The sequence below is a fragment of the Siccibacter colletis genome, assembly GCF_000696575.1.
GTDB classification, from domain to species: Bacteria; Pseudomonadota; Gammaproteobacteria; order Enterobacterales; family Enterobacteriaceae; genus Siccibacter; species Siccibacter colletis.
In genome coordinates this window covers 73,460-93,071 of record NZ_JMSQ01000003.1, presented here as the reverse complement: position 1 = coordinate 93,071, position 19,612 = coordinate 73,460, and the positions used below count along the sequence as shown (strand labels likewise).

Annotated in this window: 18 protein-coding genes; 4 read left to right on the top strand and 14 right to left on the bottom strand. The window is 56.3% G+C overall.

Annotated elements, in window-relative coordinates; translation table 11 throughout:
- Positions 1–9: 9 nt before the first annotated feature.
- From ET34_RS0102985 to ET34_RS0102975, 3 genes are all read right to left on the bottom strand, one after another.
- Positions 10–1,665 (bottom strand): glucan biosynthesis protein D, encoded by a 1,656-nt coding sequence (locus ET34_RS0102985; RefSeq protein WP_031519347.1) that lies wholly within the window; start codon positions 1,663–1,665, stop codon positions 10–12.
- A 254-nt stretch (positions 1,666–1,919) separates the two neighbouring features.
- Positions 1,920–2,696 carry an ABC transporter substrate-binding protein gene (locus tag ET34_RS0102980; RefSeq protein WP_031519345.1) on the bottom strand — a complete coding sequence of 259 codons (777 nt, stop codon included), beginning with the start codon at positions 2,694–2,696 and terminating at the stop codon, positions 1,920–1,922.
- 2 nt (positions 2,697–2,698) lie between these two features.
- Positions 2,699–3,877 (bottom strand): methionine aminotransferase, encoded by a 1,179-nt coding sequence (locus ET34_RS0102975; RefSeq protein ID WP_031519344.1) that lies wholly within the window; start codon positions 3,875–3,877, stop codon positions 2,699–2,701.
- Between the two features lie 111 nt (positions 3,878–3,988).
- On the opposite strand from ET34_RS0102975, the gene ET34_RS0102970 reads away from it, so the two are divergent.
- Positions 3,989–4,843, top strand: a complete 855-nt coding sequence (locus ET34_RS0102970) for a LysR family transcriptional regulator (protein ID WP_031519342.1) — start codon at positions 3,989–3,991, stop codon at positions 4,841–4,843.
- Here the strand turns inward: ET34_RS0102970 and ET34_RS0102965 are convergent.
- Together ET34_RS0102965 and hglS are read right to left on the bottom strand one after the other, a co-directional pair.
- On the bottom strand, positions 4,830–6,341 hold the full coding sequence (locus ET34_RS0102965) for a carboxylesterase/lipase family protein (RefSeq protein ID WP_031519340.1): 1,512 nt from the start codon (positions 6,339–6,341) through the stop codon (positions 4,830–4,832). The genes ET34_RS0102970 and ET34_RS0102965 overlap by 14 nt on opposite strands.
- A gap of 40 nt (positions 6,342–6,381) precedes the next feature.
- Entirely contained in the window at positions 6,382–7,725 is a 1,344-nt protein-coding gene (hglS, locus tag ET34_RS0102960; protein ID WP_031519339.1) for a 2-oxoadipate dioxygenase/decarboxylase HglS, read from the bottom strand.
- Between the two features lie 265 nt (positions 7,726–7,990).
- On the opposite strand from hglS, the gene pcaQ reads away from it, so the two are divergent.
- The gene (pcaQ, locus tag ET34_RS0102955; RefSeq protein WP_031519337.1) at positions 7,991–8,914 is read left to right on the top strand and encodes a pca operon transcription factor PcaQ; all 924 of its coding nucleotides are present in this window, start codon (positions 7,991–7,993) and stop codon (positions 8,912–8,914) included.
- A gap of 53 nt (positions 8,915–8,967) precedes the next feature.
- Here the strand turns inward: pcaQ and ET34_RS0102950 are convergent, their stop codons facing one another.
- The 5 genes from ET34_RS0102950 to ET34_RS0102930 form a co-directional block, all read right to left on the bottom strand.
- Positions 8,968–9,465, bottom strand: a complete 498-nt coding sequence (locus tag ET34_RS0102950; RefSeq protein WP_031519336.1) for a YciE/YciF ferroxidase family protein — start codon at positions 9,463–9,465, stop codon at positions 8,968–8,970.
- 138 nt (positions 9,466–9,603) lie between these two features.
- The gene (locus ET34_RS0102945) at positions 9,604–11,292 is read right to left on the bottom strand and encodes a methyl-accepting chemotaxis protein (protein ID WP_031519334.1); all 1,689 of its coding nucleotides are present in this window, start codon (positions 11,290–11,292) and stop codon (positions 9,604–9,606) included.
- Between the two features lie 158 nt (positions 11,293–11,450).
- Complete coding sequence (locus ET34_RS0102940) at positions 11,451–12,569, bottom strand: S-(hydroxymethyl)glutathione dehydrogenase/class III alcohol dehydrogenase (RefSeq protein ID WP_031519333.1); 1,119 nt, start codon at positions 12,567–12,569, stop codon at positions 11,451–11,453.
- Positions 12,570–12,602: 33 nt separating this feature from the next.
- Positions 12,603–12,878, bottom strand: a complete 276-nt coding sequence (locus ET34_RS0102935) for a metal/formaldehyde-sensitive transcriptional repressor (RefSeq protein ID WP_031519331.1) — start codon at positions 12,876–12,878, stop codon at positions 12,603–12,605.
- A 277-nt stretch (positions 12,879–13,155) separates the two neighbouring features.
- On the bottom strand, positions 13,156–13,404 hold the full coding sequence (locus tag ET34_RS0102930; RefSeq protein ID WP_152548338.1) for a hypothetical protein: 249 nt from the start codon (positions 13,402–13,404) through the stop codon (positions 13,156–13,158).
- Positions 13,405–14,026: 622 nt separating this feature from the next.
- On the opposite strand from ET34_RS0102930, the gene ET34_RS21205 reads away from it, so the two are divergent.
- Both ET34_RS21205 and ET34_RS0102915 read left to right on the top strand, forming a co-directional pair.
- Complete coding sequence (locus ET34_RS21205) at positions 14,027–14,743, top strand: hypothetical protein (protein WP_031519328.1); 717 nt, start codon at positions 14,027–14,029, stop codon at positions 14,741–14,743.
- Positions 14,744–14,968: 225 nt separating this feature from the next.
- Positions 14,969–15,442, top strand: coding sequence for an Hcp family type VI secretion system effector (locus ET34_RS0102915; protein WP_031519325.1), 474 nt, complete (start codon positions 14,969–14,971; stop codon positions 15,440–15,442).
- Positions 15,443–16,360: 918 nt separating this feature from the next.
- Here ET34_RS0102915 and ET34_RS0102905 read toward each other — a convergent pair.
- The 4 genes from ET34_RS0102905 to ET34_RS0102890 form a co-directional block, all read right to left on the bottom strand.
- On the bottom strand, positions 16,361–17,680 hold the full coding sequence (locus tag ET34_RS0102905; protein ID WP_031519322.1) for an MFS transporter: 1,320 nt from the start codon (positions 17,678–17,680) through the stop codon (positions 16,361–16,363).
- A 241-nt stretch (positions 17,681–17,921) separates the two neighbouring features.
- Positions 17,922–18,452, bottom strand: coding sequence for a cytochrome b561 (cybB, locus tag ET34_RS0102900; protein ID WP_031519320.1), 531 nt, complete (start codon positions 18,450–18,452; stop codon positions 17,922–17,924).
- 113 nt (positions 18,453–18,565) lie between these two features.
- Positions 18,566–18,901, bottom strand: a complete 336-nt coding sequence (locus ET34_RS0102895) for an EmrE family multidrug efflux SMR transporter (protein ID WP_031519319.1) — start codon at positions 18,899–18,901, stop codon at positions 18,566–18,568.
- On the bottom strand, positions 18,901–19,491 hold the full coding sequence (locus ET34_RS0102890; RefSeq protein WP_031519317.1) for a TetR family transcriptional regulator: 591 nt from the start codon (positions 19,489–19,491) through the stop codon (positions 18,901–18,903). Before ET34_RS0102890 ends, ET34_RS0102895 begins: the two co-directional genes overlap by 1 nt.
- Positions 19,492–19,612 lie beyond the last annotated feature (121 nt).

The window sequence follows — 19,612 nt, the reverse complement described above, 5'->3', positions numbered from 1 at the left end:
GCGTTTCACTTAGCGCATCTGGCGGTCGTCAACGTAGTTACGCTTGTCCGGTGCCGGCGGGAAGTACTGGTAGAGCCAGGTTTCACTGATGGCTTCGCCCTGGCAGCGCAGGAACATGCGCATCTCAACCGGGTCCACCGCATCGTTGGTCGGATACCAGTCAAACTGAATGCGGTAGCCGTCGAAGGGTTCGACGTAGAGGATCTCAACCTGCTTCGCTTCGCCGTTCGAGAGCGTGATCACCGGTTCGATGCCGCGCGGCGCCGCGTCTTTCAGGCCCGGGCCGACAAAATCGATGGCGAAGCGGCGCGCCCACACTTTCGGGTAGTGCTCGCCCGGCGCCCAGCCTTCCGGGAAACCGCCCATTCCACTGCGGGTCGCGTGGACGCGCGCCAGCGGCGTATGCACCGGCGGCTGTGCGCTCCAGTACAGACGATATTTGAAGTTGAGGGTATCCCCGGCTTTGATCGCTTTCTCCGGCTGCCAGAAGCAGACGATATTATCCAGCGTTTCGCCGGTGGTCGGGATCTCCATCAGGCCGACGGTGCCCTTGCCCCAGTTATTACGCGGCTCCACCCACAGGCTCGGGCGCTTGTTATACCACCCCATGATGTCCTGATAGTTGTCGAAGTCGCGATCCAGCTGTAACAGACCAAACCCCTTCGGGTTGTTATCAATGAAGGCATTGAACTGCAGCTTCTGCGGGTTGTTCAGCGGGCGGCAGATCCATTCGCCGTTGCCGCGCCACATGGCGAGACGGTCCGAGTCATGGATTTGCGGGTGAATGGTGTCGCACATGCGGCGCTCGTGATTGCCGCAGCTGAACATGCTGGTCATCGGCGCGATGCCGAGCTGTTTGATGTCTTTGCGCGCGTAAAGGTGGTTCTCCACCTCCATGATCACCTGCGCCTGCTCACAGTGAATGGTGAACTTATACGCCCCGGTGACGCTCGGGCTGTCGAGCAGCGTATAGACCACAAACGTGGTGTCGTCGGCTTTCGGGGTTTCGAACCAGAACGAGGTGAAATCCGGGAACTCTTCCGGGGTGTCGGTGAAGGTATCCACCGCCAGGCCGCGCGCGGAGAGGCCGTACTGATAAGTGTTATCCACGGCGCGGAAGTAGCTGGCACCGAGGAAGGAGACGATGTCGCGGCGCGCCAGTTCAGGGGCTTTAAAAGCGCGGAAACCGGCAAAGCCGAGATCGCTCTGCCCTTCGAGCTGGCGGGTATCCACGCCGGCGTCATTGTAGTTGAACAGTTCCGGACGGAAATGGATTTCGCGCGCCTGACGGGTCGCGGCATCCAGCGAGAACATGCGCACGCGGCGGCGGAAGCCCATGCCGACGTGGAAGAACTGCACGTCCAGCTCGCGGCCTTCAATGTTGCTCCACAGCGAGTGGTCGGCATCGTACTGAATACTGTTGTACTGCTGCGGCGTCAGGTTAGCGAGGGTGTCCGGCAGCGGTCGCGGCGCACCGCCCCACGGCTGACCGGCGAGATCTTCTGCCATCGACTGAAGGACAGAGAAATCAAAGGCGCGGCTCTGCCCGTCCGCGATGCCAGCGTCCTGCGCCCAGGCTTCGCGGGAGAAAAGCGTAGCCAGACCTGGTGTACCGCACGCTGCGGCGAGCGCCATTGAGGCTTTAATAAAACGTCTGCGGTTCATGCCTTTAAAATCGTCCTTCTTATTGTCGTGGTAATCAACTTCCGCGCGGGGCGGAACGAAACGGCAAGAGAGTGCAACGACTGCAAGCCGTTCACTCTAGACAACATTTACGCCAAATCCAATGACTCTCCGTCCGGTTTGTTAAAAAGGCCCGGACTTTTTGAAACGCCACCGGAAAGTCCCGAAAACAATGCAAATAAACGTAAAAAAACCCTGCGTCGCGAACGAGGCAGGGTGGCGCGATATTACGGGGTTTACTTCACGCTGACATCTATACCGGGAAAATATTTTTTCGCCAGGTTATCAATGGTGCCGTCAGCGCGCACCTTGTCGATAGCGGCATCCAGCTGCTTTTTGGTCGCCGCATCGCCCTTGCGCAGGCCAAAACCGATGCCGCTGCCAAGAATGGTGTCATCACTCACCGGTTTACCGATAAAGCCAAAGCCTTTGCCCTGAGGCTTGCTGAGGAATCCGGCCTGACCCGCGGCCGACATCACCAGTGAAGCATCAATACGCCCGTTCAGTAAATCCGCCCAGGCCAGGTTCTGATCTTTATAGGACACCACGCTAACGCCCTGCTTTTCCCAGTGCTCTTTGGCATAGGTTTCCTGAATCGACCCCTGCAATACGCCGATGGTTTTCCCCTGCAGGCTCTCTGGCGTGGCATCCAGTCCGGCACCGGCTTTCCCCACCAGCTGCGAGGGAATGCGGTAGATCGGCTGGGTAAAGTCGATGCTCTTGCGGCGCTGTTCGGTGATGTTCATCGCCGAGTTGATGGCATCATACTTTTTCGCCGTCAGGCCCGGAATGAGCGCGTCGAACGAGGTTTCCACCCAGCTGCATTTCAGGCTGGCCGCCTTGCAGATAGCGTTCCCCAGATCGATATCAAACCCCTCCAGCTCGCCCGCCGCATTGCGGCTTTCAAACGGCGGATACTCCGCTTCCAGACCGTAACGCAGTTCGCCCGCCGCCTGTGCAGTAAAGGAGAGCGAAACGCCAAGAGCCAGTAACAGCAGTGCTGATTTATGCATTTTTACCTCGGTCCACGTGGGTTAACCTGGCAGAGTGCCTGCGCCCCTGCCCGCAATGTCGCGTCGTCTTTAGCAAACGAGAGGCGAATGATGTTGTTATCGGTAGCGTCACTGTAAAACGCCGACAGCGGCAGCGTGGCGACGCCGTGATCGACAATCAGCCGCTGCACCATGTCGCTGTCTGGTTCATCGCTGAAATGGCCGTAGCTCGCCAGCATAAAGAACGACCCGGCGCTCGGCAGCAGGCGGAACGGCGAATCAGCCAGCAGCGTGCGCAGCAGATCGCGCTTGCGCTGGTAGAAGCCCGCCAGCGCCAGATATGTCGTCGGATCGGCCATGTACCCGGCAAAAGCGTACTGCATCGGCGTGTCGGCGGAAAACATCAAAAACTGATGGATCTTACAGATCTCATTCATCAGCGCCGCCGGGGCCAGACAGTAGCCTACGCGCCAGCCGGTAACGTGAAAGGTTTTACCGAATGAGCAGATAATTACGCTGCGCTCCGCCAGCTGCGGATGGGTCGCCATGCTGTGGTGAATCTTGCCATCGAACACCACATGCTCATACACCTCATCAGAAAGAATGATGATGTCAGTGTGACGGGTGATGGCGGCCAGCGCGTCAAGATCGGCGCGGTCAAACACCTGCCCGGTGGGGTTATGGGGGGTGTTGATGATGATCATGCGGGTGCGCGGCGTAATGGCGGCGCGCACCTCATCCCAGTTAACGCGGAACTCCGGCACCGTCAGCCTGATGGCGACCGGCGTGGCACCCTGTAAGCGCACGATGGGCGCATAGCTGTCAAATGCCGGTTCGAAGTAGATCACCTCGTCGCCAGGATGCACCAGCCCGCTAATGGCGGAGTAGATCCCTTCGCTGGCGCTGGCGGTAATCAGCACTTCGCACTCGTCATCGTAGCGTGTGCCGTAGAGCGTATTTACCTTCTCAGCGAGCGCGGTTTTCAGCGCCGCCAGCCCGGTCATCGGCGCGTACTGGTTATGGTTGGCTTCCATCGCCCGGGTCACCCCGGCGATGAGCTGCGGATCGCACGGAAAGTTGGGTGCGCCCTGAGACAAATTAATGGCGTTATGCGCGGCGGAGAGCTGACCGATCACGGAAAAAATCGTGGTGCCGACATCGGGTAAACGGGAGCGGAGCTGAACCGGAGAAGCAAGCGGCATAGTGGTTACCTTTGGCTGAATAGTGCATAACTATTCAAACACAGCCGGTTGCGACCACAACCGAATTGTTGTCATAATAGCCATGCGAAAAACGCATAGCTGGAGCCGCCCATGTCCCGTCGCCCGCTTCCCCTGAATGCTGTAGATGCTTTCATTGTCACTGCCCGCCATCTCAATCTTACCCGGGCGGCGAAAGAGCTGTGTCTGACCCAGAGCGCCGTCAGCCGCAAGATCGCTGCGCTGGAGGCCTGGTTTGGTTTTCCGCTGTTTGAACGTCACGCCCGCGGGCTGCATCTTTCACCCCAGGGCAGCGCCCTGCTGCCGGAACTGCGTAACGCGTTTCATCAGCTGGTGAACTGCGCCGAGCAGGCGCGTGGCCAGCAGAGCGTGGTGCGCCTGAAAGCCCCAACCTGCGCGATGCGCTGGCTGGTGCCGAAACTGATGCAGCTTGAGGCGCGCGAGCCGGAGTTGCAGGTGGCGTTAACCACCACCACAGATCACGACATCAACTTCAAAAGCGAGCCGTTCGATGCTGCTATCGTGTTCGGCACCACGCACAGCGGCGAGAAGCTGTTTGACGAAGCGTTAACGCCGGTGCTGAGCGCCGCCCTGCTTCCACCGGACTTTTCGCTTAGCGCCCCGGGCAACCTGACCTTTTTGCATCCCACCCGGGACACCACCGACTGGACGCTGTGGTTCGACGGCAGCCAGATCCCCTGCCCGGTGATGCGCAGGAATCAGCATTTCGACACCATGGATCTGGCGATCAGCGCGGCGATTCAGGGGTTTGGCATTGCCATCGCCGATGAGCAGCTGGTGGCGGACGACCTGCGCACCGGGCGTCTGATACGCCCGTTCCCCGGCAGTGTAAAAACCGGGGCCAGCTACCGGCTGGTACAGCGCGATGGTGGCCCACATGCCGCCGCCGCGCAGCGTTTTTGCGCGACGTTACTCAGTCTAAGCTGACGTGATGCGCCATCACGCGGCGGAATAGCGCCATGCGGGCGCGCATAAAGCGATTGGCCATGCGAAAACCGGCGTCGCGGTGAATCCCCATGCGCAGCAGACGGTCCCGGCCACGGGTGCTGGCCTGCCAGCGCACTACGCCCTCCAGCACGCGGCTCTCAGCGCGGGCGCTGCGGGCAAACTGGACCCAGTAATCGGCTATCGCCGCCGCAAATTGCCGATCCTGCGGCTCGGCGGTCTGGCAGATCGGCGCCGTCACCATCAGGTTATCAAACACGTAGGGCACCTCGTTGCCGTGCCACGCCCCGTGAGGATAGAGCTTGCGCTCCGAGTGCGGCACGTAGTCGAACCAGTATCGCCAGCAGGGTTGATTCAGCCGCTGCTGGGCCTGCATCACCACGTAACCCATCGTGGTAAACGCCATATCGCGGCACACTTCCCGCCCCAGAGGCCCGTCGCCCCGGACGCCGGGATAGAGCAGCTTAATCAGCCCAAGCCCCATGCGCCGCTCGCGGCGTAATTTGTCGATCTGCCCGGCAAGATCCACGCCGAACAGGCCCAGTACGCTGGCTTCGTCGCTGTTGCTGCCGACGATGACCGGCATCGGATGTTGGCGTGCATGGAAAAAGGTCTCCAGCATCGGTTCCGGTAATACGGCGTCTCCGGCAATCGGTGCCGGGTGTAAATTGAAGGGTTTTTCCAGCGGCCAGAAGGCATCTCCCGGCAGGGCGCGCAGCTGCTCCGCCGTGGCGTTTTCGACGCCGAGATGCGCGGCCAGCGCCACGCCCTGCTTCAGCGCGCGCTCGCGCGGCACGTCCGGGAGCGTGTAGCCGCTCTGGATAATGGCTTTGTGGAATAGTCCGGCGGCCAGCGGGGAGCACATCAGCGACAGCACGCTGCGCGCCCCGGCGGATTCGCCAAACAGCGTCACGTTTGCGGCGTCGCCGCCGAAAGCTTCAATGTTTTCCCGCACCCAGCGCAGCGCCGCAATCTGGTCGAGCAGCGCGAAGTTGTTTATCGGACCGTCAGGCTGTTCGGCATCAAGCGCCGGATGCGCGAAGAAACCGAGATGGCCAAGACGATAGTTCACCGACACCAGGATAACCCCGCGCGCGGCGAGGTTCGCGCCGTTATAGGGCGGCAGGCCTGCGGAGCCGAGGGTAAAACCGCCGCCGTGCAGCCAGACCATCACCGGCAGCGGTTCGGCGCGTGTCGCCGGCGCGAAGATATTGAGCCACAGGCAGTCTTCGGAAAAGCCGCCGGGATCGCCGCCGGCCACTTCCGCGCACAGCGCGGCGTTCTGCCAGCAGGCATCGCCGTTACGGGTGGCATCACGCACATCGTGCCAGGCCAGTGGGGGTTCAGGCGCGCGCCAGCGGCGTTCGCCAACGGGCGGAGCCGCGTAGGGAATGCCGCGCCAGCAGGCGATATCGTCCTCGATGCTGCCGCGCAGCGCTCCCTGCGGGAGGTGAATCAGGGTGAGTTCAGGCGTGTTCATACCGCATCCTTATTGTACACACCCTTATATCCTGGCGGATTCAAAGGAAACCGCAACGGCGTTTGCTTCGATCCTCCGCCTGCTGATAAAGCGTAAATTCATCCAGCACCTCACAGCCGAGCGCCTGTTCAAATGCGTCGCGGCTGGCGTTACCGTGGCTGCGCCCCTGGGTGTGGTCGCCGAGGTTCGACTGGAAAATGCCGGCGGCGCTGACCGGCAGGAAATCTTCATAGATGATGGGCTGGGCGGTGATCCAGCCACGTTCGATCAGCATCTGTGGGTCGTCCCCCGGCCGGATGGCGGAGCGATGCACTTCCCCCACCGGCGTCAGGCGATAGCGGAAGTAGGCCAGCCCCTGGCGGCGCAGCAGCATCTCGTTATCGGGGAAGGCGCTGAACACCTGCTGGAGATGCAGCTGATGGGTCAGGTTATCTTTACCGGTACCGGCCTCGTTAAGCAGACGGTCATAGAGCGCCCGCCCTTTCGGCGTCAGCGCCATACCGCGCTGCTCGATCTCGCCGAAGCGCGCGGTATGAGTGCCCTGGTGCTCACCGGCAAACAGAATCGGCTCCTCCAACGCTTTGAAACTGGTCTGGCGCAACAGGATCGGCAAGTCACGGCGCGGCGGCCCTTCGATAATCGCCTTTGGCGCGATGCCGTACTCCGGCATCGCGGCCTGCACCCGATCAATATCCAGGGTGCGCGGCGTCAGATGGTTGATATGGCAACCCCGGAAGCACACGACATCAGCAATCAGGCGGTGCTCATCGTGCAGCGCCTGGTAGGTGGCGGCATCAACGGTGGCATGGCTGTGCCAGCGGAAGGTTTCCAGCGCTTCCTGCACGAACTGTTTCGCCTCATCAGGGGTGAACTGCTGCTGTGCCTCGTAGCGGTCAAGCAGCTGGTAGAGGCGTGGCGTAAAAATGTCGCGTTTCGCCAGCACTGCCGCGGCCTTTTTACGCAGTGCCGGGTCGGCAATCAACTCCAGCCGCAGCAATGAGGTGAATACCCGGAACGGATTGCGGCACAGCGCCTCATCCTCCACCGGGCGAAACGCCGTGGAGTGCACCGGGACGCCCGCCTGGGAGAGATCGTAATACCCCACCGGATACATGCCCATCACCCGGAACAGCCGCCGCAGCGTAGCCAGTTCCGCGGCGCTGCCGAGACGAATAGCCCCGTGACGCTCGACGTTGAGCCGCGCCAGTTCGTCAGCGTTAAGCAGTTGCTCATGCAGTGCCGGATTGTTTTCCAGCACCGCCAGATTCACATCAGCGACGAGTTCCAGTAATGCGCCGTACTGCGGGACTTCCTGCTGGTACATCTCAGACATGGCCTGAGAAAATAGCTCCCGTATTTCATCTGCCGTGATGGTCTTCGTCATGCTGTATTCCTCCTCGTGGTTATCACGAGTGTAGAAAACACAGCACTGCGCCGGGTAAAGAATTGCGGAAGTGTGATCTGCTGATAAACCCGCGCTAATTTTCACCACATCCGTGACAGCGTCACGCGGTAAAGCCGCTATAACAAAGTTAATGATGACTTTTTGTTATCTAAAATAAGTTCATGTTAAAATTAATTTGTTAGCAAGTTATCAAAAATAAACAAGTTATCTTGTTTCGCGCCGCGCAGTGCATTAAACATCGGCTATGGAAAAAAACGGTTTGTTCAGTCAGCGCATTCGCTTGCGCCATCTTCATACCTTCGTTGCCGTCGCTCAGCAGGGAACTCTCGGGCGCGCGGCGGAAACGCTCAACCTTAGCCAGCCGGCGCTCTCCAAGACGCTCAACGAGCTGGAGCAGCTCACCGGCGTGCGGCTGTTCGAACGCGGTCGCCTCGGTGCCCGGCTCACGCTGGTCGGCGAACAGTTCCTCACCCATGCGGTAAAGGTGCTGGACGCGCTTAACCATGCCGGGCAATCCCTGACGCGCAAGGAGGGTCAGGAAACCGACGTGGTGCGCGTCGGCGCACTGCCCACCGCGGCGCTCGGCGTGCTGCCGCCGGTTATCGGCCAGTTCCACAAACAGCAGAGCGACATCACGCTGCAGGTGGCAACCATGAATAACCATATGCTGCTGGCCGGGTTAAAAACCGGCGAGATTGATGTCGGAATCGGCCGTATGTCGGACCCCGACCTGATGACCGGGCTGAATTACGAACTGCTTTTTCTCGAATCCCTCAAGCTGGTGGTGCGCCCGAACCATCCGCTGCTCAGCGATAACATTACTCTGAGCAGGATCATGGAGTGGCCTGCGGTGGTCTCCCCGCGCGGCACGGTGCCGCGCGATAACGCCGAAGCGCTGCTGGAAAGCCAGGGATGCAAACTGCCGATGACCTGCGTAGAAACGCTGTCCGCCTCGCTGTCGCGCCAGCTGACGGTAGAGTTTGATTACGTGTGGTTTGTGCCTTCCGGCGCGGTGAAAGATGATTTGCGTCAGGGTACGCTGGTGGCACTGCCGGTCCCGACGCTGGGCGCGGGCGAGCCGATAGGGATTCTGACGCGCACAGACGTGACGTTGTCACCTGCTGCGCAGTGGCTGTTGAATTCGATTCGTAAATCGATACCGCTGTAACGAACAACGCCCGGCACTGCCGAGCGTATTTTTTCGAACTTAAAACCAAACGCTTACGCAGCGCTGGCCTTTTTGTTCACGCCGGATTCGGCGATGGTGGTCAGCTTAACGTCAGTGGATTTCTCTTCTTCCAAGGTCGCGGCCAGCAGTTTCTGTGCATCTTTATAGCCCAGCTGCTGCGCCAGGGTTACCAGCGTACCGTAAGCGGCAATCTCATAGTGCTCTACCTTCTGCGCCGCCGCGATCAGCCCGGCATCGCGCACCGGCCCTTTTTCGACTTCTTCGATAACTTCGGCACCCTCTTCAACCAGACCTTCCATTGCGACGCATTTAATACGGCGCAGTTTCAGCTCGGGCACGCTCTCTACCACCTGGTCGATACGCTCGATCTGACCCTGGGTTTCTTCGAGGTGCGCTTTAAAGGCCTGCACCAGTTTTTCATCGCTGGCAGCACGTGCCAGTTTCGGCAGGGCTTTCGTCAGCTGTTTCTCAGCGCTGTACGTGTCGGAAAGTAAATGAACAAACAAGTCCTGAATAGTTTTGATCTGCATAGGTTATCTCCGTGTTTGTTTAAGTCCCCTTAAGCCTGGTAGACAGATGCGGAAATAAGCCAGGCGGCAAACGCCAGGTATAGTCCTAAAACGTATCGAGAGGGAGAAAACGGGCGCGGGAACCGCGCCCGGAAAGGGTCAGAACGTTTCCCAGTGCTCGCCCTGCGCGACGGCGGGACGTACTGTGGCACGCGGTGCTGCCGGTGGTGGTGTCGCTTCGCGACGCGCCGTTACGCCGCGCAGGCGGAATGCGCCTACGGCCTGGGTCAGACGTGCCGCCTGATCTTCCAGCGCCACCGCAGCCGCGGAGGCTTCTTCAACCAGCGCGGCGTTCTGCTGGGTCACATTGTCCATTTCGGCGATGGCCTGCCCGACCTGTTCAATGCCACGGCTCTGCTCATCGGAGGCGGCGGCGATCTCCTGCATGATATCGGTTACGCGACGCACCGCATCAACGATACCCTTCATGGTTTCGCCCGCTTCCACCACTTCGCTGGAGCCTTTGTCGATAAGGGTGACCGAATCACCGATCAGTCCTTCAATCTCTTTCGCCGCCTGGGCGCTGCGGCTCGCCAGGGTGCGTACTTCGCTGGCGACCACGGCGAAACCACGCCCTTGCTCACCGGCGCGGGCTGCTTCCACCGCGGCGTTGAGCGCCAGGATATTGGTCTGGAAGGCGATGCTGTTGATCACGGCGGTGATCTCAGAGATTTTCTTCGAGCTGGCGGAGATCCCGCCCATGGTGCTCACGACGCCGGAAACCATGCGGCCGCCGTCGCTGGCTTTGTTCGACGCATCGGCGGCCAGCTTGCTGGCGTGATGGGCGTTGTCGGCGTTCTGTTTCACTGTGGCGGTCAGCTGTTCCATGCTGGCTGCGGTTTGTTCCAGCGCGGCCGCCTGCTGCTCGGTACGCGAGGAAAGATCGGTATTGCCGGCAGAAATTTCGCTGGTGCCCTGATAGATGGCATCCGCGCCCTGACGCACGGTGCCCACGGTATCCACCAGCGAGCGCTGCATGTGCTGCAGATGCTGACTCAGCTTGCCGATCTCGCTGCGCCCGGTGGCCTCTTCCGGCATCGTCAGATCGCCGGCAGCAATCAGCTCGATGCGTTTTGCGGCGTGTTGCAGCGGGGTAATCACCGTGCGGCGCAGTGCCACGAAGGTCAGCAGCGACAGTACCAGCGCAACGGCGAAGGCCGCACCCATCACTATCAGGCTAAAGCGGGTACGTTCATGGGCGTCCACCGTCAACGCCTGGGCGCGCTGGGTGCGGATGTCGATGGCTTTCAGCAGCACGGCGTTGTAATCGCTGTCCAGCTTGCGGGCGAATTCGTTTTCGTGGTTGATGATGGCTTCAAACATGCCGTTTTTGGCAAATTTCAGCATCGGCTGCAGGCCGTCAACGTAGGCAGTGAAGCGCGCTTTCAGCTCACCGTCCAGCGCTTCGTCCGCCGGCGTTTTGACCGGCCGATTCATGTACTGCGTGAAGCCGTCCTGCGCCTGCTTCAGACGCTTTTCCGCTTCATCGACGTTCGTTTTCATTAGCTCCATTTCGGCGACGCGGCTTGCCGCTCCGGCATGGATCATGTTGATGCGCGCGGTGCGCAGATGGTTGGAACTGTTGGAAAGGCCCGAACGGACCTGAATTTCTTCCGTCACGTCATTCAGGGTTTGTTCGCTCTGCAGCTGGAAGTAACCCGCCAGCCCCACGCACAGCGCAAACAGAAGCAGAATGCCGCTCAGGATGGAAGCAAACAGCGGAACCAGCCTTATGTGATGCAGGAAGCCAACGCTTCCCGATGAATGCATCGTTTTTGTTTTTTCCATGGCCCAACTCTCTTATTGGTAAGGTGCGAAATAACACCAGATAAACATCGGCATTTCGCGCGTAACGCTTACCGCTAAAAGCGCTAGCTGGCTCACAGATTGGAATAAAAGCTGAGGAGAGGACTAAAGCCAGCGGCGGACGCCGCTGGCTGAGGGGATTACTTCTCGCCGAAGTGGATCACGGTGCGGATGGATTTACCTTCGTGCATCAGGTCAAACGCCTCGTTGATCTGCTCCAGCGGCAGACGGTGGGTGATGAACGGGTCGAGGTTGATTTTACCGACCATCGAATCTTCCACCATGCCCGGCAGCTGGGTGCGGCCTTTCACGCCGCCAAAGGCGGAACCGCGCCAGACGCGACCGGTGACCAGCTGGAACGGACGGGTTTTGATCTCCTGACCCGCACCGGCCACGCCGATGATCACGCTCTCGCCCCAGCCTTTGTGGCAGCACTCAAGCGCAGCGCGCATCACGTTGACGTTGCCGATACACTCGAAGCTGAACTCAACGCCGCCGTCGGTCATCTCGACGATAACGTCCTGCACCGGCTTGTCGTAGTCGTTCGGGTTAACGAAATCGGTGGCTCCCATTTCGCCTGCCAGCTTGAACTTCTCCGGATTGGTATCGACCGCGATGATACGACCGGCTTTAGCCTGCACCGCGCCCTGGATCACCGCCAGACCGATACCGCCGAGGCCGAACACCGCAACGTTATCGCCCTCTTTCACTTTTGCCGTGTTGTGCACCGCACCGATACCGGTGGTGACGCCACAGCCCAGCAGACAGACTTTATCCAGCGGCGCCTGCGGGTTGACTTTCGCCAGCGAGATCTCGGCTACCACGGTGTATTCAGAGAAGGTGCTGGTTCCCATGTAGTGGTAAATCGGTTCGCCGTTGTAAGAGAAACGGGTGGTGCCGTCCGGCATCAGGCCTTTGCCCTGGGTGGCGCGTACCGCCTGGCAGAGGTTGGTTTTGCCGGATTTACAGAATTTGCACTCGCCGCATTCGGCGGTGTACAGCGGAATAACGTGGTCGCCCGGTTTCAGGCTGGTGACGCCCTCACCCACTTCGACCACGATACCGCCGCCTTCATGGCCCAGCACCGCCGGGAATACGCCTTCCGGATCGTCCCCGGAGAGGGTGAACGCATCGGTATGGCAGACACCGGTGTGCGTAATGCGGACCAGCACTTCGCCCTTCTGCGGCGGCGCAACGTCGATCTCAACGATCTCCAGCGGTTTACCCGGGCCAAATGCTACGGCTGCACGTGATTTCATAAGCGTCTCTTCCCTCGTTGTGAGTAGTACATATTATTTTAGATAAGCCCGCAGCAGCTGGCCGATTTCGTCCATGCGCTGCGCCCGTTCAGCTGGCGTGGTGTCGCCGCTGACCAGCTCATCTTTAAGGTGAATTTCAACCATCTCGCCCATCAGGCCATTTGCCGCGCCACGCACCGCAGCGATCTGCTGCAAAATGGCAATACACGGCTCGCCGGCCTCCAGCGCCCGTTCCAGCGCTTCCGCCTGCCCGCGAATGCGGCGCACACGGGTAAGAATGCGTTTTTTGTCCTGCGGTGAATGTGGCATGCTGGCCTCCTGGATACTATAGGGGGGTATAGTAGTACGGATATGCGATAGTTGTAAAATCTTTATGTCGAGGTTATCAGGCATGAAAAAACCCGCCTGGGCGGGTTAAGCGTCGTTGAATGATGAGTGGATAGCGCAGCTTGCGCGTTTGTAGTCTGTACGTCTGTAGAGGTGGGTGCGCTACGCTTACCCACCCTACATTCTCCAGATTTGTGCTGGTAACGTTTTGAGTACGGTCTCGTAGGGCGGGTAAGCCATGCGCACCCGCCATCTGCCCTTAAAAAAGATAAGGTAAAGCCATTGCAACTATCACAGGCACCAGGTAGAAATTTCCTGAGTTTTTACGCAATTTAATTGCTCTTAGTAAGATGTATAACCAGGGGATAATAACTATTAAAATAATATACCAGCCAGGCACGCCATGCTTTTCAGTGCGGTTCCAGTCTAATATCAGAATAATAAGTGAGGGTAAACCTATCAAAAAGCTGTCGGCCAAATGCTGCCCTGAATTCATCCAGTAAGTCATGGCTAGCAGTATCCATACACTGAATATCCACATATATCTGTGTAAGTCACTATATAACTTCATAATACTTATCTTTCCCTGATTGAACATAGTACAGAGCAAGATAATGTGCCCTGCCCTATCCATCGATATAATTATTTATGTTAAAGCCCGCTCATTGTATCACATTAAAAAAATAAAAGCCCCAACATATGCCCGCTAAATATGGTAGGTATCTGAGGTGATTCTCGTAACTAATCGTATTTACTGTTTCGCTCTGGATTTTGTAAATCCACAGGCGATCAAGATATAAAACCGCTGATAGTAATCAGGCCGTACGCTTTAGGGTTTTATGGCATTATCACCTTATCTTTGCTTGTGGTTTAGAGGCGTAATGATGTCAAATAAATTACTGATGCATGTAAGGTAACATATTTATATAAGCCTGTAGTAAGGCCGTAAAAGCAGGTACCAATATCTGGCAACAGGCATGCGGAACTGAATATAATATTTCACCATAAGCTAAACACGGCGAATTATCATCTGAACTTCATAATGTCGCCTCGTTTTCTGGCATGGCATTTTTTTGTTGTCAAACCGATCATAATAGTTATAATTCGATAATAAAATGTCAGGAAGACTTATGACCAACTATAGCGCTTATCTTAAACTTAAAACAGAATCTGATAAAAATCTTGCTAAAGTTCTCGATCGCTCTGTAAAGGCTGTAGGGCAAACCATATATGAAATGGCGACTGATACCCTTGCTGGTTCTGAGAGAGCTTCCTGGTATTTATCATGTCTGGTCCCGGGTCACTCTGAAACCTGCCGGGAGCTTGCTATTGAAGATTACCGATGGCTCAAATCAAGAGTAGAGATATTGAACAGGAATGATATTATTCTCGATATGGTGGAACTTTATTTTAAGCGTAAAATTTCGAAAATAAATCAGCCTGTTGAAAGATCCTTTTACCTTGAAATTGGTGAGTATCTTTCAGGATTGGCAGCAGAAGAAGCCAGCGGCACGCTAAGCAAAAATACGCTCACCTATTTTCTGGCATTAGCGGTATTAAGCTCATCAGAATTCAAAGATGCTTATGCAAAAGCCATAATAAAATCTTCAGGCACCATTGTAAGTTTATCCAGCTTTTACGGTAAAGTGCAAATAGCTGCATTAGCAGCCAGGCGGCTTAAATCCACTCACCCTGAATACTATTGGGATCTTCATCGTAATAATATTGAAATGGTATATCATATTATTGAAGAGCCTATGAAAAAAATCCTGTATTTGGTCGATTCCGGAAGCAATGATGAAGACAACATTTTATATCTGGTAAGCGAACTAATGAGAAAAAAATGAAACAATGGTTAATTAAAATATTGAAAAACATTGCAGGGCAATATTTTTTCTATACAGCCCCTCCGATTATTATCTTCGCATTCGGTCTCTTGATTGCTCACTTTTTTCCCTACTACTACACCGTACCTTTAACAATTATCTTTTCTTTTATTGTTGGGTATTTGTTTATAAAATATTCAAAATGGTACTAATTGTATAGCTTAAAATTTACTTAAGGACGATTTCATGGCAAACATTATTCATCTTAACCTGCGTGGGGAAAAGCAAGGATTAATCTCCTCCGGGTGTGGGACTGAAAAATCGATTGGAAATAAGTGGCAGAAGGGTCACGAGAACGAAATATTTATTTATGAAGTCAACAACACAGTCTCAAGTGAAGACAATATTAGTTTTCATCCTTTAACAATTAGAAAGCCTGTAGATAAGGCAACACCCTTGCTTTTACAAGCGCTCGATGGCAAAGAAACGCTTGAATGTTCGTTTGATTTTTACAGGACATCAGCAAATGGTGGTAACGAGTTTTATTTTAGAATAAAGTTAACTAAGGCTCGTATTACCGAAATAAATTATATATATCCTAATTCAATGACGCATAATGACTTGCAGCCGCAAGAAGTTGTCTCTTTTAACTTTGCAACCATCACTCTTGAGCATATTGTTGCTAACACTTCCGCCTGGGCAAGCTGGAAGGATGCATAATGATGAAAAACAAGCCTGTACGCCAACGGGCTTATTTTTTGCTTTTAAAATATTTAAATCGCGGCTCAATCTTACTAAGATCTCTTCATCCAATAAACCACCGCTTTCAAATCTACTATAACCATTATCTTTACTTCAACCCAACCTCCACATCAAATCTTTTACAAGCGACCTCAAAAATTAACCACTCCGTAATAAGCCCACTAATAAAACCGGGCCTAAAATATCCCGCGCAAAATCATTTTCAATGAATCCCCACTCTTTTTCGTAAATAAGTTTAAATTAATTTCCTTTTTTTAAATGCAGGTAAAACATCCACTTTTCAATTGAGGATATTCTTATTGCCTGCTATTTTTAATTTGGCTTAGGGAGTTCAGCAAAGATGGCATCAATGCGGAGCTAATGCTCATGGAGAAGGAATCAAGATGGAATGGGATATTGATGCGATGCTCGCGTCGCCCTGCACAGGAACAGCGTTCGCGAGCGCGACCAGCAGTAAGGGATTGCGTTTAATTATCTGGTACAAAGGAAGCTGGTTTCTGCGGCCAGATAATAAACTCATAACAAGTCAAGTTGGTCTATTTGTAAACGATAAGCCACGCGATATTAACATCATTCACTGCTTTCCATATTCGGATGCCTTGTGGGAGAGTCTGAAAAGCAATGCGCAATGTCCCGGCAATGGTGAACCCCGGCTGGATAATTGTCGGCAAGTCCAGAATTGCTTATTTAAACTGTGCCCCTACGGTATTCCCATCGATAACGGGAGGAATACGCAATAGCATTTTGAGAATAGTATTTACGATTTTATTACTCACCACCCTGACATGCCTTTACGCAGCGTTATCGGCTATTTCAGTGATGACGTAGCGAAAATAAAATTATCTTTCAGGGCGGTTTATCACCGCCCTGCTTTCATTATCGTTTCAGCGGCAGTCCGGCGGTTTCCCTGGCGCGCAGTACCGTCAGGAAGGTGATCAACGCAGCACCCATCACGTACCACGCCGGAGAGAACGGGTAGCCGGTAGCGCCAATCAACCACGCCGAAAACCACGGTGTAATGCCACCGAAGAACGCCACCGCAATGTTATAGGCAATGGACATGCCGCCGTAGCGAATGCTGGTCGGAAACAGTTCCGCCATGGCTGCGCTGCACGCGCCATCAAAGGCGGCGATAAACGCCCCCAGCATCAGCATCGCCAGCACCGCGGACAGCATATCGCCCCGCGCCATCAGCATCAGCGCCGGCCAGGTGAAAAGAATAAAGCCCGCGCAGCCCGCCAGCATCAGCGGTTTGCGGCCGTATTTATCCGACAGATAGCCCATAAAGGGCACCATCACCGCAATGGCAAACAGCCCGATGGTGGTGATGGCATAGGCATCCAGTTTGCTGTAGTGCAGCTGGGTTGAAAGATAGCTCGGCATAAAGGTCTGCAATACCCAGTGCCCGACGGCTTTGATCACCACAAACCCGACGCAAAACGCCAGCGCGCCCCAGGCGGTGGTGATCGCCACCCGCAGCGGCGCGGCTTCGGTGTTACCGCTGGCGGCGATGGATTTGAATTCCGGGGAATCCTCCAGTTGGGTACGCAGGTACAGGCCAATCAGGCCCAGCGGCCCGGCGATAAGAAACGGGATGCGCCAGCCCCACGCATTCATCGCGTCTTCACCCAGGCTGGCGGTGAGCAGAAACACCAGCCCGGAGCCGGCCACGAAAGCCATAAAGCCGAAGTTATCGATCCAGCAGGTGAAGAAGCCGCGTCTGGCCACCGGCGCGAATTCCGCCAGGTAGGTCGTCGCGCCTGACGTCTCGCCGCCGGCGGCAAAGCCCTGCACCAGCCGGGTGAGCACCAGCAGCACGGGGGCGATAACGCCGATGGTGTGGTACGTCGGCAGCAGGCCCATCACAAAGGTTGCGCCGGACGTCAGCAGGATCACCGTGGCGAGCACCTTCTGCCGCCCTATCCGGTCGCCAAGCGAACCAAAAAACAGCCCGCCGAGCGGACGCATAATGAATCCGGCACCAAATACCGCAAACGAGGCCAGCAGCGCGGTAGTGGCATCGGCGGCGGGGAAAAAGTTGAGTCCAATGACGGCGGCGAGGGTGCCGTACAGTCCGAAATCAAACCATTCGACGAAATGCCCAACGCCGGTGGCGAGCAGAACTTTGCGCAGCTTGCGCGTCAGGGTGGCATCCTGCTCCGGACGCGATATGGCGTGCTGATGTGAGTGGTTCATCTCATCCTCTCTGGCGCGCGGCGCCACGCGGTGGGTTGCTATTACCGGATCGGCGTTGCTTACGCCGGCGACGGAGGTTTACCGCCTGGTGTTTCTATAATAGATATACTTAAGCTATTTCTGATACCGCCGCCCAGGCGCGAAAGAGAAAAGTGTGATCCCTGCCCTTCCCCAAAGGTAAAACAGCCGCGACGATCACATTCTGACGGCAAAAAAAACGCCCCGGTATCGGGGCGTGTGGCTACTGGCGTTTACCGGGCATCATGCGCAGCAGCGTATTGTCTTTCCACAGGTAGTGGTGCAGCAGCGCCGCCGCCGCATGAATTCCCACCACGAAGTAGCTGATGTTGGCGATCAGCACGTGGTAACTCGCCAGCATCTCCACCAGATCTTCATCCCCTTCGCTGGCAGACGGCATTGGCAGGCCGAACGCCAGCCAGTTGCCGCCCCGGAAATACATCGACAGAAAGCCAAGTACCGGCAGCACGATAAATACCAGGTAAATGGCCAGATGGCCGAGGTGCGACATGCCCGTCACCATACCGCGCGGTTTGGGAACAATAGGCGGCGCGGGGTACTTCAGGCGTACCAGCAGGCGCGCCACCGTCAGCACCAGAATAGTGATGCCGCAGCTGACGTGCGTCATGTTGACCAGCCAGCGCAGATTACGCGGCGCGTAACCGCGCAGTTCCATCGTGGCGTAAGCGACAATCACCAGCAGGACCACCAGCCAGTGAAGTGAAATTTGCAGAGTTGTATAGCGAGAGCGCATAAATTAACCATGTCAGCCGCAGCAGATGAGACAACATAGCGGGAGACGCCGCTGATTTCATTACTTTTTCCACCGCAGCGGCAAATTGCCCGTCCCTGGGCATATTCAGGCCATTAATGTGCCGCTGATTTTGAGAACAGATTGATCACCAGTACCCCGGCCACGATCAGGCCCATCCCCAGCATTGCCGGGAGATCGAGCTTCTGACCGCTGATAAGCCAGCCAGCAAGGGAAATCAGCACAATCCCGACCCCGGACCAAATGGCGTAAGCGATGCCGGTCGGAATATGCGCCAGCGTCTGGGACAGACACCAGAACGCAATCCCGTAGCATACCGCCGTGCCGAGCGTCGGCCACAGGCGGGTAAAACCTTCAGAATATTTCAGCAGCGTGGTGCCAATGACTTCGGCCACAATTGCTACCCCAAGAACCAGCCAGATACCGGGCATTACTTCACCTCATCGTTAATTAGTTCGGTGCGAATAAAACGCACCAGGTCATGTTTCATCTCTTCATAGCTGCCGGACATCGCCCCCATCTCCTGGAGCAAATCCATACCGGTAATGAACGCGATCAGTCGCCAGGCGGTGCGTTCAGGGGTATCCCGCACCCGAAAATGCTGGATGTGCTCGCTGATATAGCGCGCGACGGACAGCGCCCAGCTGCGCAGCGCGTGCTGATGAATATCGCGCAGGGTCGCCTCTTCAGCGGCCAGCACCGCCACTTCGCGCCACAGGGTTAAGACGTGCTGGTTACGCGAATCGGTCGGATCGCCCAGCAGCGTCAGCACGCCCTCAAGCGGCGTCTGCCCGGCGCTGGCCGCTTCATACTCCTCAACGATACGGTCGTTGATACGGTACAGCGCGGCCTGCTTCAGGGCGCTCAGCGAACCAAACAGGCGGCTGATATTTCCGGTCGCCACACCGCCTTCACGGGCGATATCCCGCGTGGTAGTGGCGCGGTAGCCTTTGCTGCTCAGCAGGCCCACGGCAATCTCAAGCAGCTGCTCTTCGCGCGCGTCCCGTTTCAGATACGTCATGATGGTTACCTCCTGATGACGGAGGCACTATGGCAAAAGATGAACGCGCGTTCAACTTTTTATGAACGAACGTTCATCATCTGTGAATGGCGGGCTGGTAAGATAAAAAAGCCCCCGCGAA